This is a genomic window from Pseudomonas sp. AC112 (assembly GCF_979253545.1).
The window spans coordinates 3,185,403-3,198,970 of record NZ_CEEDCM010000001.1 but is presented as its reverse complement, the minus strand read 5'-3'; the positions used below and the strand labels follow the sequence as shown (position 1 = coordinate 3,198,970).

11 protein-coding genes are annotated in these 13,568 nt (G+C 55.7%); 6 read left to right on the top strand and 5 right to left on the bottom strand.

The genetic code is table 11. The annotated features are described in order from the left end of the window. Positions 1-10 precede the first annotated feature (10 nt). The 5 genes from glyA (at position 11) to AC0IYN_RS14820 (ending at position 5,719) form a co-directional block, all read left to right on the top strand. Complete coding sequence (gene glyA / locus AC0IYN_RS14840) at positions 11-1,267, top strand: serine hydroxymethyltransferase (RefSeq protein WP_177054720.1); 1,257 nt, start codon at positions 11-13, stop codon at positions 1,265-1,267. Positions 1,268-1,443: 176 nt separating this feature from the next. Beyond that, a complete protein-coding gene (locus AC0IYN_RS14835) occupies positions 1,444-2,820 on the top strand; it encodes an L-serine ammonia-lyase (RefSeq protein WP_177054721.1) in 1,377 nt (458 codons plus the stop codon). Positions 2,821-2,854: 34 nt separating this feature from the next. Continuing rightward, the gene (gene gcvT / locus AC0IYN_RS14830) at positions 2,855-3,979 is read left to right on the top strand and encodes a glycine cleavage system aminomethyltransferase GcvT (protein ID WP_471842005.1); all 1,125 of its coding nucleotides are present in this window, start codon (positions 2,855-2,857) and stop codon (positions 3,977-3,979) included. A 31-nt stretch (positions 3,980-4,010) separates the two neighbouring features. Next, positions 4,011-4,991 (top strand): lipoyl synthase, encoded by a 981-nt coding sequence (gene lipA / locus AC0IYN_RS14825; RefSeq protein WP_471842001.1) that lies wholly within the window; start codon positions 4,011-4,013, stop codon positions 4,989-4,991. A 440-nt stretch (positions 4,992-5,431) separates the two neighbouring features. Further along, positions 5,432-5,719, top strand: coding sequence for a c-type cytochrome (locus AC0IYN_RS14820; RefSeq protein ID WP_177054724.1), 288 nt, complete (start codon positions 5,432-5,434; stop codon positions 5,717-5,719). Positions 5,720-5,807: 88 nt separating this feature from the next. Here AC0IYN_RS14820 and AC0IYN_RS14815 read toward each other — a convergent pair whose 3' ends face one another. The 4 genes from AC0IYN_RS14815 to AC0IYN_RS14800 all read right to left on the bottom strand — a co-directional run bounded on the left by AC0IYN_RS14815 (position 5,808) and on the right by AC0IYN_RS14800 (position 10,476). Then, positions 5,808-7,985, bottom strand: a complete 2,178-nt coding sequence (locus tag AC0IYN_RS14815) for a TonB-dependent siderophore receptor (RefSeq protein WP_177054725.1) — start codon at positions 7,983-7,985, stop codon at positions 5,808-5,810. A 97-nt stretch (positions 7,986-8,082) separates the two neighbouring features. Beyond that, positions 8,083-8,496, bottom strand: coding sequence for a DUF2946 domain-containing protein (locus tag AC0IYN_RS14810; protein WP_177054726.1), 414 nt, complete (start codon positions 8,494-8,496; stop codon positions 8,083-8,085). Continuing rightward, positions 8,496-9,134, bottom strand: a complete 639-nt coding sequence (locus tag AC0IYN_RS14805) for a putative natural product biosynthesis protein (RefSeq protein ID WP_177054727.1) — start codon at positions 9,132-9,134, stop codon at positions 8,496-8,498. The genes AC0IYN_RS14810 and AC0IYN_RS14805 overlap by 1 nt, the downstream gene beginning before the upstream one ends. 610 nt (positions 9,135-9,744) lie before the next feature. Then, positions 9,745-10,476, bottom strand: coding sequence for an SDR family NAD(P)-dependent oxidoreductase (locus AC0IYN_RS14800; protein WP_025110493.1), 732 nt, complete (start codon positions 10,474-10,476; stop codon positions 9,745-9,747). Positions 10,477-11,231: 755 nt separating this feature from the next. Between AC0IYN_RS14800 and AC0IYN_RS14795 the strand changes: the two genes are divergently transcribed. Then, on the top strand, positions 11,232-11,732 hold the full coding sequence (locus tag AC0IYN_RS14795; protein ID WP_177054728.1) for a GNAT family N-acetyltransferase: 501 nt from the start codon (positions 11,232-11,234) through the stop codon (positions 11,730-11,732). Positions 11,733-12,049: 317 nt separating this feature from the next. Here the strand turns inward: AC0IYN_RS14795 and AC0IYN_RS14790 are convergent, their stop codons facing one another. After that, positions 12,050-13,555: an efflux transporter outer membrane subunit gene (locus AC0IYN_RS14790; RefSeq protein WP_471841996.1), complete on the bottom strand. Its 1,506-nt coding sequence runs from the start codon at positions 13,553-13,555 to the stop codon at positions 12,050-12,052. Positions 13,556-13,568: the final 13 nt, after the last annotated feature.

Below are 13,568 nucleotides of genomic sequence, written 5' to 3'. Positions count from 1 at the left end.
GGATCACACCATGTTTAGCAAACACGACCAGATCAAAGGCTACGACGACGAACTGCTAGCCGCGATTAATGCCGAGGACGTGCGGCAAGAACATCACATCGAGTTGATCGCCTCGGAAAACTACACCAGTCAACGGGTGATGGAGGCGCAAGGCAGTGGTCTGACCAACAAGTATGCCGAAGGCTATCCCGGCAAGCGCTATTACGGTGGTTGCGAGCACGTCGACGTGGTCGAACAACTGGCCATCGACCGTGCAAAGCAATTGTTCGGCGCCGATTACGCGAACGTCCAACCGCATTCCGGCAGCCAAGCAAACGCGGCAGTGTTCTTGGCGCTGCTCCAAGCCGGTGACACTGTGCTGGGCATGAGCCTGGCCCATGGCGGGCATTTGACCCACGGCGCCAAAGTGAGTTTTTCCGGCAAACTCTACAACGCTAAGGAGTACGGTATCGACGTCCGTACCGGACTGATCGACTACGATGAAGTCGAGCGCTTGGCCGTCGAGCACCAGCCGAAGATGATCATCGCCGGCTTCTCGGCTTACTCCAAAACCCTGGACTTCCCGCGCTTCCGCCAGATTGCCGACAAGGTCGGTGCTTACTTGTTCGTCGATATGGCCCATTTCGCCGGGCTGGTGGCGGTCGGGTTGTACCCGAGTCCGCTGCCTTACGCCGACGTGGTCACCACCACGACCCACAAGACTCTGCGCGGACCGCGCGGTGGCTTGATTCTGGCCAAGTCCAATCCTGACCTGGAGAAAAAGCTCAATGCCGCCGTATTCCCCGGTGGCCAGGGTGGCCCACTGATGCACGTGATCGCCGCCAAAGCCGTGTGTTTCAAGGAAGCGTTGGAGCCGGAGTTCAAGTCCTATCAGGCGCAGGTGATCCGCAATGCCCAAGCCATGGCGAACGTATTTATCGAGCGCGGTTATGACGTGGTGTCTGATGGCACCGACAACCATCTGTTCCTGGTTAGCCTGATCCGGCAGCGTCTGACCGGCAAGGACGCCGATGCGGCCCTAGGTCGCGTCGGCATTACCGTGAACAAGAACGCCGTGCCCAACGATCCGCAATCGCCGTTTGTGACCTCCGGGTTGCGCATCGGCACGCCAGCGATTACCAGCCGCGGCTTCAAAGAGGCCCAGAGTATCGAAGTGGCTGGCTGGATTTGCGACATCCTCAACCACCTCGGCGATGCTGATGTCGAGGCCCACATCGCCCGACAAGTCGCTGCCTTGTGCAGCGACTTCCCGGTGTATCGCAGCTGAGTTACTGAACTCCATAAGCGCAGGAACGAGTTGAGCCGTTCCTGCACTCGAACTTCATTTTGGAATTATTCGATGCCACGAATCATCAAGCGTGAGGCGGTTAATCCGCTCCCACAAAAATATGGGTCAAACCGAAGATTGCGCCAATTCCTCTAATAAGAAACCGGAGAACAACCATGTCGTTAAGCGTGTTCGACCTGTTCAAGATTGGCATTGGCCCCTCCAGCTCCCACACCGTCGGCCCGATGCGCGCGGCTGCCCGTTTTGCCGAAGGCTTGCGCCGTGAAGGGCTGCTGGCCGCTACCACCTGCGTCAAGGTCGAGCTTTACGGCTCACTCGGCGCCACCGGCAAAGGCCACGGCAGCGACAAGGCTGTGCTGCTCGGCCTGGAAGGTGAACACCCGGACACCGTGAACACCGAAACCGTCGCCGCCCGTCTGCAAGGGATTCGTGGCAACGGACGCTTGAGCCTGCTCGGCGAACACAGCATTGCGTTCAACGAGAAAGAACACCTGGCGATGATTCGCAAACCGCTGGCTTATCACCCCAACGGCATGATCTTTCGCGCCTTCGACGCGGCTGGCCTGCAAATCCGCAGTCGCGAGTATTACTCGGTGGGCGGTGGTTTCGTGGTCGATGAAGACGCCGCCGGCGCCGATCGCATCGTCGAAGACGCCACTCCCCTGACCTTCCCGTTCAAAAGCGCCAAGGACCTGCTCGGTCATTGCGCCACGTATGGCTTATCGATCAGCCAGGTGATGCTGACCAACGAAAGTGCCTGGCGCCCGGAAGCGGAGACCCGTGCCGGCCTGCTGAACATCTGGCAAGTGATGCAGGACTGCGTCGACGCCGGTTGCCGCAACGAAGGCATCCTGCCCGGCGGGCTGAAGGTAAAACGTAGAGCGGCGGCGTTGCACCGGCAACTGTGCAAGACCCCGGAATCGTCCCTGCGCGATCCGCTGTCGGTGCTCGACTGGGTCAACCTGTACGCCCTCGCGGTCAACGAGGAAAACGCCAACGGCGGGCGCGTGGTCACGGCGCCTACCAACGGCGCAGCGGGCATCATCCCGGCCGTTTTGCACTACTACATGCGCTTCATTCCCGGCGCCAACGAAGACGGCGTCGTGCGTTTTCTGCTGACCGCCGCCGCCATCGGCATTCTCTACAAGGAAAACGCCTCGATCTCCGGTGCCGAAGTCGGCTGCCAGGGTGAAGTCGGCGTGGCTTGCTCCATGGCGGCCGGTGCCTTGTGCGAAGTGCTGGGCGGCACCGTGCAACAAGTGGAAAACGCCGCCGAAATTGGCATGGAACACAACCTCGGCCTGACCTGCGACCCGATCGGCGGGCTGGTGCAAGTGCCTTGCATCGAGCGCAACGCCATGGGTTCGGTGAAAGCCATCAATGCGGTGCGCATGGCGTTGCGCGGCGACGGTCAGCACTTTGTCTCCCTCGACAAGGTCATCCGCACCATGCGCCAGACCGGCGCCGACATGAAAAGCAAATACAAAGAAACCGCCCGTGGCGGATTGGCGGTCAACATTATCGAGTGCTGATGCGCGCATCAGCCAACTTTTTCAGGAGCTGGATATGTCCACCGAACAACTGTTGAAAACCCCGTTGCACACACTGCACCTCGAACTCGGCGCCCGCATGGTGCCGTTTGCCGGCTACGACATGCCGGTGCAATACCCGCTAGGAGTGATGAAAGAACACCTGCACACCCGCGACCAGGCCGGGCTGTTCGATGTCTCGCACATGGGCCAGATCCGCCTCACCGGCACCAATGCCGCCAAGGCCCTAGAAACCCTGGTGCCGGTGGACATCATTGATCTGCCGGTGGGCATGCAGCGCTACGCCATGTTCACCAACGAGACCGGCGGCATCCTCGATGACCTGATGGTCGCCAACCTCGGTAACGACGAGCTGTTCCTGGTGGTCAACGCCGCCTGCAAGGATCAGGACCTGGCGCACCTGCGTCAGCACATCGGTGATCAGTGCACCATCGAGCCGCTGTTTGAAGAGCGCGCGCTGCTGGCGTTGCAAGGTCCGGCCGCCGTCACCGTGCTCGCGCGCCTGGCACCGGAAGTGGCGAAGATGACCTTCATGCAGTTCGCCCGCTTGCAACTTCTGGGTGTGGAGTGCTTTATCAGTCGCTCGGGTTACACCGGCGAGGACGGTTTCGAAATCTCCGTACCGGCCAATTACGCTCAGCATCTGGCCCGCGCCCTACTGAATGAGCCGGAGGTTGAGGCCATCGGCCTTGGCGCCCGCGACTCATTGCGCCTGGAGGCCGGCCTGTGTCTCTACGGTCACGACATGAGCATTGATACCACCCCGATCGAAGCCAGCTTGTTGTGGGCCATCTCTAAGACGCGACGAGCCGATGGCACCCGTGCCGGTGGCTTCCCGGGCGCTGAAACCGTATTCACCCAACTGCAAGCCGGTGTCAGCCGCAAGCGCGTAGGCCTCTTGCCGCAGGAGCGTACGCCAGTTCGTGAAGGGGCACAGATTATCGATATAGCTGGCAACGTTATCGGGATAGTTTGCAGTGGAGGTTTCGGCCCAACGCTAAATGCTCCTTTGGCGATTGGCTATGTGAACAGCGCCCACTTGTTAAGCAACGACGATGTCTGGGCGGTAGTGCGCGGAAAACATGTTCCGATGAAAATTGCCAAAACACCGTTTGTACCACAACGCTACTTCCGAGGCTGATGCCTCATTGTTATGAGTTGATGGAGAGCGTATGAGCACACTACAAAAAACATCCCAAGCGTCCCAAGTGAAAGTGGAGGTAGGGGTTAAATTACGTGGCGCGGAAAAGGTCGCTCGAATTCCGGTTAAAATCATTCCAACCGATGAATTTCCACGTAAGCCGGATTGGATACGAGTACAAATTCCGGTCAGTCCCGAGGTAGAGCGTGTTAAGCAAATTCTTCGTAAGCACAAACTACACAGTGTGTGCGAAGAAGCGTCCTGTCCGAACTTGGGTGAGTGTTTTTCTGGAGGCACGGCAACCTTCATGATCATGGGTGACATCTGCACCCGTCGCTGTCCGTTCTGCGATGTCGGTCACGGTCGCCCAAAGCCCTTAGACGCTGATGAACCCCGCAACTTGGCGATTGCCATTGCTGACCTGCGCCTGAAGTACGTGGTCATTACCTCGGTCGATCGCGATGACTTGCGCGATGGTGGCGCCCAGCACTTTGTCGATTGCCTACGCGAAATCCGTAAGCTATCGCCAGGTGTTCAGCTGGAGACCTTGGTCCCGGATTATCGTGGCCGTATGGACGTCGCCTTGCAGATAACAACCAGTGAGCCACCCGACGTATTCAACCACAACCTCGAGACTGTACCGCGCCTGTATAAAGCGGTACGACCGGGTTCGGATTTCGAGTGGTCCCTGGATCTCTTGAAAAAGTTCAAGCTGCTAGTACCGAATGTACCGACCAAGTCAGGCCTCATGCTGGGGCTTGGGGAAACCAATGAGGAAGTCATCGATGTCATGAGACGCCTGCGTGAGCATGACGTTGACATGCTTACCCTTGGCCAGTACTTGCAGCCTTCGCGTAATCATTTGCCAGTTCAGCGTTTTGTTCATCCGGACGAATTTGCCTGGTTCGCGGAGGAAGGTAGCCGGATAGGCTTCAAGAATGTTGCATCCGGACCGTTGGTGCGCTCGTCCTACCATGCCGATCAACAAGTTGAAAAAACCAAGAATCGATAGCCTGATTTGCCATTAATTTTCTCGGGTTAATTGTATAGATCGGTTGCTGCGACGCTCACAGCCAAGCTACACATGCGAGTGCTGTGGGGGGGGGCCAAAACCGCCGCCCCTGGCTACCCGTCACATGAAGTTAGTCCAGCTAAGAAAAATTACCTCGCCTACAAATAAACGCGGCACGCATCGACATAAAGAATCACCTGCGACAACTCGCCACAGATAGCGCGCCTGGCTCTCAGGCGCACCTCACCTCAAAGATTAGGCCGTCTGGTGCGGCGGCCTGTCGCACTTGGGGTGTCAAAACACTCTTATTAAACTCAAAACGCCTTCGTGATGTGCTTTCTGCCAAGCGGAGAATGAACTGGTAATGCTCATCCGCAACGGATTGACTCTGCCCCTGCGAAGGCGTCGCGTGATTATAAAAATGCCCAACGAGGTCCACCGTGAAAAAAATATTGGCAGCTGTTTGTTTACTCGTACTTTCAAATGCTTATGCCGCCCAAGAGCCTGAAGCGGTGTTCAGCCGCTCCTGCACTATGTGCCATAACGGCCAGTCACCCATGGCTCCAAAAAAAGGTGATCAAGTGGCTTGGAAACCACGCTTGGAGCAAGGCACCGACGTATTGGTCAAGCACGTGACCGAGGGTTTTAAAGCCATGCCACCACGGGGATTGTGCACGGACTGTAGCGCCGAAGATTACAAAGCCGTGATTGCCTGGATGTCCAAGTAGGGTTAGCGGTAGGGATGGCAGCTTGCTGCCACCCACTCGCTAATATCTGTGACTGCGGAATTACCGCGTATCGATCATGATGGTGTCCTTAGAAACTGGCCGTCAGCGTCAGGTACGCTGAACGTGGTTGAGTGGGTAGAACCACTGGGGAGCCCATATATTGATAGGTTTCAAAGACTTTGCGACCTGTCAGGTTTACCGCCGAAACCGAGATCGTGTAGCGGTCGAAATCGTAGGAAGTCTGCGCATCCAGCAGTGCGTAGCCTGGTACGGATACCGTATTAGGCAGGGTCAGCTCACGCGCACTGACTGCCGTAATACCGGCACCGAAGCCCAGTCCTTTAGCGGCGCCATCAAGTATCCGATAGCGGGCTGCGAGGCGACCACTGTGCCGTGGTACGCGAGGCAGTCCATCACCGACCGGAATCGAGTTGTCCTCTGTGATTTCTGCCTGGGTGTAGGCGTAGTTACCCAGCAATGAAAAATCGGGGGTCGGTTCCCAAACCAGATCCGCTTCTACCCCGCGAGCGCGTTGTTCGCCGCTCTGTACCGAGTAACCCAGAATCGCGTAGGTAGGGTCAGGATCAGGGGTGGACACATTACGACGCGTCTGCTCGAACATGGCGAGAGTGCCAGAAATGCCCAGATCGTTGAACGCCAGTTTGACGCCCGCCTCATAATTGCGAGACAGCTCAGGCTTGGGTGTCTCGTTACCAGTGAAGTTGAACGCCCCCCTGAAACCGGTGGAATACGACGTGTAGAGCGCAAGACTTTCGGTCAGGTCATAGCTGATGCCAAACCGTGGTGTCAAACGACGATATGAAGTATCTACACCTTGCTCTTGTTGGTTGATGTCGAGCTGGGTCAATCGCAACGACTCCAACAAGTGCAAACGGCCATAGGTCGCTTGATCCTGAACGTATAAGGCCTTCGTCTCGTAACGGTTGGTCTGGGACACGATTGTTTCGGGCGTCGCGCCGTAGGAAATCCCATATCCCGGATTGGCAAGGTCAAGCTCACCGATGGGTTCAACGCCGGACATCCCCGAGTTGAAGTGAGTGTTGTCGTAATTGATACCAACCAGTAACTCATGATCTCCGCCCAGTGCTTCGACTTTGGAGCCTAGGTTGGTATCCAGTGTGCTTTCCCGGATGTTCGTGGGCAGGTAAAGCTTGAATATCGGGTAAACCGTGGGTGTCGTGGGATTCGGTCCCAGAAGGTCCGGATATACAAGGCTGCCATAATCACGAACTTTGCCCTCGTAATACTGAGCGCTGACGGTCAGTCGTGTGTCGTCATTAAGCTCATGCGTGAGCTCGGCGGTGGTTGTTCGATTCTCGATAGTGGTGTGAGGCTGTCCGTTGGTCGCTCCTGGGAAGGCGTTGCGATCAATCTGCCCGCTCAATGCTTGGGCGGCTGGCAGGCCGGAATATTCGAGCTGGCTGCGATTCTCGTATTGGCCGCGCAGTAACAGTTCAGTCTCTGGCGATAGCTGGAACGCGATGCTTGGTTGTATCGACCACTGATGGCCGTTGACGTGGTCAATCCAGCTGTCATTTTCTTGATAGTCAGCGGCAATCCGTGCGGCGACCTTGTCGCCGATGGGTGTGTTGAGATCCAGCGAAGGATTCACTGTGCCGAAGCTACCGGTGCGCATCGACAGCAGTGCACTTGGCTCGGTCTCGGGCCGTTTAGACACTACGTTGATCAAACCACCCAGCGGTGCGCCGATACCCCCGCCGTACAACGCTGATGTTGGGCCTTTGAGTACCTCAATGCGCTCGGTGCCTATGAGGCTGGTCGGGTCGATGCTCGCTGCCGTGCCGCCAAATGCAGGCAGCCCGTTCATGTAAATTTCCGCCGGAAAACCGCGCACAATTGGCTGAGCGAACAGTGCCTCTTGCGGCTTGGTTGCTCTTACCCCTGAGACGTTAACCAGCGCGTCAGCAAGCGAATGACTGTCCTGCTCCTTGAGCATCGTTTGCGTTACAACTTGAACGGATTGCGGGACTTCGACCAGGGGCGTGTCGGTACGAGTGGCCGACGCAGAAGATGGTGCGCTGTAGCCTTCACGCGCCCCAGAAACGTTTATGGTTTCCAACGTCCAAATCTGTGATTGATCGGATGTTGGGGGTACATCCACGGCACCGTCTTGTGGGTGCGCAATGACCGGTAATGCTAGCCCCAGAAACACGCAAAAGGCATGGCGCCAACGCAGACGCGATGGATCAATGTAAAACAGCGGCCCGTTCTTGTCCGAGTACATGGGATCTTCCGATAAAAGTCATTTGAAGCAGAACGCGCAGAGGGATTCGGCGTCGGCGGACTCAAAAGCCGGTCGATGCAGAGTCGGCAATGCGCGTTCAGCCAAAAGTGGGTATGACGTTCAACGATCGAATCGGTGGCGCTCGGCTTCTTGCACCGAGGAATATCGGTGGCGCTGCTTGCTGGGGAATTAAGTGAGTAGAAAAAAGCTGTAACGGTGGAACATTAAGTTGAAACCTGGACAGGTTTGACTCGGCGAGAGCGGGATGCTGGAACAGAAGAGAGCAATATCCGCATTTTTCCCACACGACCAGATCATGGGTCTTGCCGGCAGAAGCATGGTGAGACTTCTGGCTCGTGCCAAGCATGTCGTGGCACTCCATGCCAGCCATGCTCATTGGTTGACTTTTGCCATGGGAAAGGCTGATCCCCTGACTGATCAGGGGGCCGGCAAAAATCATCAGTATGGCGAACAGGCTCAGCCATGCTCCGATAATGTGACGCTTACGCATTAGCAGGGCTTCTGCTCATCACGCGCAGCCTTCGATACCTGCGTCTGCCGCTCGTATTCGGGGATGGGCAACCACCGTCGAAACCCGGCACCCCCTTTCCCCGTCAGAGGACACCAGGAAAAATCCCAGAGTGCCGGTGGGAAATCCTCTTTTTCAGGGTCAACACCAGCGATAGAACGAGGCGCTACTTTCCAGTCAAACACCCTCATCGGCGAGCCTTGCCAAGCCAACACCAGTCCTCGTGCTTGGCTATCGTCAGTATTTATCCACCGGGCCGCTGCCGCAGTCATGAAGGCATCAATGTGTTCTTCGTGGATGTGCGCCCGATAGGTCGACGTGAGTAACCAACGGCAGACACTCAGGTAGTAAGTCCAATTCAGCGACGGATGATTGCGGTACGCCCAGGTCATAAAACTGCGAAATATGTTCAAGCCGTCTGGTGGATCTAGCTTGAGCAGCCCCGGACACACATCGAACAACGTATGCCAATAAGGCAGCAATCTGGCATCCAGTTGAACAAAGCTGCGTGCGTTGCAGGGATAGTCTGGAAACGGCAATAGGTAGTCGCCACGACTGTTTATGCGCGACGTTTTGCTAACCAGCCGCGAAACGCCTGAAGGAATAACTACAGAGCGCATAGCAGCCTCCATGCCATCGCCGCTTGCGATTTATTGAATGCAGGAAAACTGAAAGTCAGACCTTCGGGAGCACTGGAACTGCAACCGGAGTGATTAATAACGCGAGACATACTGCCTTCTCTACAAGACGATTGGAGGGCGTTCAACGGCAGTCGCTGCAGCGACGACCTAGCGTAAACGGACGACAACAAACGAGCGGTGGCGGACAAATCGAGCCAGCCCCCGTGGAAGCGTTAACTGAGGGAAAGCTCGAGGATGGGCTGAGGATCAGGAGTATCCAGAGGGTTGCCTTGCAGTGCATCTCGCGACTAGAGCGCGGCTTCTGTCCAATTCGTAGTAGCGAGGTCAGGCAGAAAAGTAAGGCGATGCTCAACTTCGCCACAGGACAGAATAGACAGCAAAGACTACCGGCCCAACCACGGGTTGAACGGTCAGTGAAGTCCATGCTCTGTGCCGGATTATGGCTGCCCGATGCAGAGCAAACTGACCGCCACCAACAAGTTCGAGCCCTATCATCTGCTATGCCCTAAGCCGAATCACCACGTGGAAAACTGCTGCTACAGGACCTTTTTTCACTATGGCTTAACACCCTCAGATCCGGCCATTAACGTTAGACATGCTGGCCACCGTTAACGTGAATCTCTGCGCCGTTTACATAAGAAGCGCCACCGGTGCAAAGGAAGTAGACGAGCGAGGCAACTTCTTCAGGTTTGCCCAGCCGGTTCATCGGCACTAGCCGTTCAACGATTTCCGCAGTGCCTGCGGACAGTATTGAGGTTTCGATTTCTCCAGGTGCGATAGCGTTGACCCTTACGCCATGTCGGCCAAAATCAAAGGCCATTTCCCGAGTCAGGGCGGAGAGCGCAGCTTTGGATGTGGAATAAGCGACACCTGCGAACGGGTGCACTTTGGATCCTGCAATAGAGGTAACGTTGATGATGCTGCCTTTTGCAGCTTTCAATTCATCAAACAGCCCCCGCGCAAGGAGGGCCGTAGAAAACAGATTGACATTGAAGACCTTGATCCAGGTTGCATAGTCGGACTCCAGAACACCAAGGCGTGTCCCCTCCGGCCCCTTTGGCGAAACTCCGGCATTGTTTACCAATGCATCCAAGCGCCCGCCCAATTTTTCCCTGATGGCCGCCAGGCTGTCACTGACGCTATCAATATCTTCGAGATCAAGATGAATGTGGTTGAGTAAGCCCTCGGCCCATGGGCATTCAGCGACCCAGTCCTGGCGAGAGGCGGTGAAAATCCTCCACCCAGCGGCTTGAAAGTGTTTGACGGTGGCATGGCCTATGCCACGACTGGCACCGGTCAATAACAATGTCTTCTCGCTCATACATGCATTTACCTATTAGAAAGTTTCGCTTTTTTTTTAAACGGTCTAGGTCAAAAAATCGCAATCTTCAATGTGCTACTTTTTGGCAGGGTGTCATGAGTGGCCATGACTCTCAGAGCCGCTTTTGTTCGCTGCAAACATCGGGTGATCCGCTGGGCCCCCAAGCACTTTTTGGCCATTTCTCGTTTCCTTGCGTTGAAGCGCCTGAACGGCGATGAGCGTCCTTCTCCTGGATGAGGATGAGTCAATCTTACTGTTCGAACGTTCGACTCTACGTCTGACTACAGGAGGCGGAAACGACATTTTTCCCTCATTACCGGTCACGGGATGGCCCACTTACGGCGGCACCAAACTGCAGGTTTCTTCCGTCAAGAATCCGTGCTTCGAGGAGCTGAGCCCTAGCTCAGAATCGTAAGTTCGCGAAGGGTCCAAGACCAGTTCCGGCTGGCTGCGGTTTGTTAGGCACGGCACTCGATTGGCGGCTTGTACGAAGTTGAGCTAATCGCCCGGGATATGAGAATGAGGATCGGCGGCGCATATCTGCTTAGTCATGCAACGTGACTTCGGCGGACGCATACGAACTGACCTCACAGCTCTGTTGTAGTCCGGCCGAGGCTCCTTGCTTGATCATTATTCGTGCTCATGGACTCTCGACAAGCTTGCATTCCATAGGCTCACTTCGTAACACTTGAGTTGCGTAGCTGCCACCTCAATGGTCGGTACGCGCTAATATTTGCCAATCCAAGGAGCGATGAATGCGTGTGCGTCCAGCGATAACGGGTGACTCTGAGAGCATGAGTAGAATCGCAAAGGCTACCTTTTCACTGGCGTGCCCAGCAGACACTCCAGCAGAAGAATTGGAGCGCTACATCAGCGAAAATCTGACCGCGCGTTGTTTTCAGGCCGCGCTGGATACGTCAAGCCAAGAGGTGCGAGTGTTGGAGGAAGCCGGAGATATCGTGGGTTTCAGTTTGGTCGACTACAAACCAGATCGATTAAACATCCCACTGGCGGATGGCATCCCTGAGTTAAAGCGATGCTATGTCGATTCAAAACACCATGGAACCGGTGCCGCACAACTCCTCTTAACTGCGACGCTTACTGGTATTTCAGATCGTATCCGGCTCACGGTGAATGATCAGAATGCCCGTGCAATAGGCTTCTACCAACGTAATGGATTTTTTACAGTAGGAGAAACCAGTTTTCAATGCGGCGATGATGTCCACCGAGACTTGGTGATGGTACGTGAACTGTAGGGTTGCGGTTTTTGCGTAGGCGTTCCGGGAAAACAGATTGCGAGAATCCTGCATTCAGGCGATCGGTGCCGAGTACCTAGGTCAGGTCGCCGGATGCTCACAATGAAAGGTCAAATCGAATGCAAACGCGTAGTCAACTGGAGTGCAATCTTGCGACAGGTAGGCACCCGTCTAATTAGGCAAGGTGTGTTGAGCGGACGCTTACTGCGGTTTGGCTCTGGCCGGGAAATTTCCGTTGGGTTTGAAGCATAAAAAGCGGGTCAAGTTGACCCGCTTTTTATGAGCAATTCAAAGCCGTTCAGGCTGCGTGATCACCGCTAACGCCCATTGGAGGCAATGTTAGCGTCGGCTCGGTCCCACCCCCCACCTAAGGCTCTAATCAGGCTCACCGTTGCAATGGCCTGAGTGCCCGTCAGACGGCTCAGTTGCAGTTCGGTTTGTAAGACCTGGCGCTGAGCATCGATAACTTCCAAATAGCTAATTTGCCCCTCTTCATACTGAGTTTTAGAAAGTCGCTCTGTCCGTATTGATGCTGCAACAGCTTCGCTTTGATTACCTTTCTGATCATCGAGCAACCTCAGATCTGCCAGGTTGTCCTCTACCTCTCTAAACGCCACCAATACTTGCTCCCGATACTTCGCAACCTGCTCGTCGTATCGAGCCCTTGCAGAGGCGAGATCTGCTTTCCTCCGACCACCATCAAATATCGGTAACGTCAGCGCCGTTCCCGCAAGGGGGCCTAGTAGAAAAGACCGAGTCGACCAGTCGAACAGATTCCCCAGCGATGACGACTCGAAGCCGGCGGCGGCATTTATGTTAAGCCGCGGGAAAAATGCTGATTTCGCCAATCCGATTTGTGCGTTAGCCGCGGCCATAGCTCTCTCGGCGGCAGCAATATCTGGACGGCGCTCCAGTAGGGCTGATGGTAACCCGATAGGCACCTGGGTCGCGATGGGCTCTATAGGTGAGTCAGGGAAGTCGAAGTCGGCAGGAGACTTACCCAACAACACTGCAAGACTATGTTCTGACGTCGCACGCAGCCGTGCGATCCCTACCGAGTCCGCCCTCGCGGTAGATAGTTCGTTGCGCGCTCGCGAGAGGTCAAGTTCGCTTATGTCGCCCTCTTTGAATCGCCCCTCTACTAATTTCAGGGTGTTTTCACGCAGGGTGACCGTGCGACGAAATAGTCGAAGTTGGTTGTCGTACTCACGCAGCTCGAAATAATTTTTAGCCACGTCAGCTTGGAGGGCTAACAGCACAGAACGATACAGCGCCTCGTTCTGTGCTTGATTAGCGAGCGCGGTGTTCACTTGTGAATCCACCTTCCCGAACAGGTCTACCTCGTAAGAGGCTGTCGCCTGCGCCCGCCAAAGAGTCTGCGTGGACCCACTCGCATCGTCAGACAACAATTGTGAGGCAGGAGACAGGCGTTCACGCGTAGGACCAAATCCCGCATCTAGGGACGGGAACCATCCCGCTCGGGCTGATTGGGTCAAGGCTCTCGATTGCTGTACTCGTGCGGCAGCCGCCTTCAGATTCTGATTAGCCTCTGCGGCTTGCCGCTCCAGGTCGTTTAGCACCGGATCGCCAAAGACTAGCCACCATTCCCCACGATGCTCGGCATCGGCTGGTTCAGCGTTTTTCCAGGCGCTATCTTTGGGCAATGATGCTTGCTTCTGTTCAGTCGAAGCTTCCTTGAACGCCTGCGGAGTCGGAACGTCGGGGCGGTTGTATGTCGGATCCACAGAGCATGCTGATAGCAGCGAAAGCAGCGCTGAGGAAGTTAGCAGTCCAAAAATAGACTTTTTGGGTAATTGGATCATTCGTTTGGCTCCG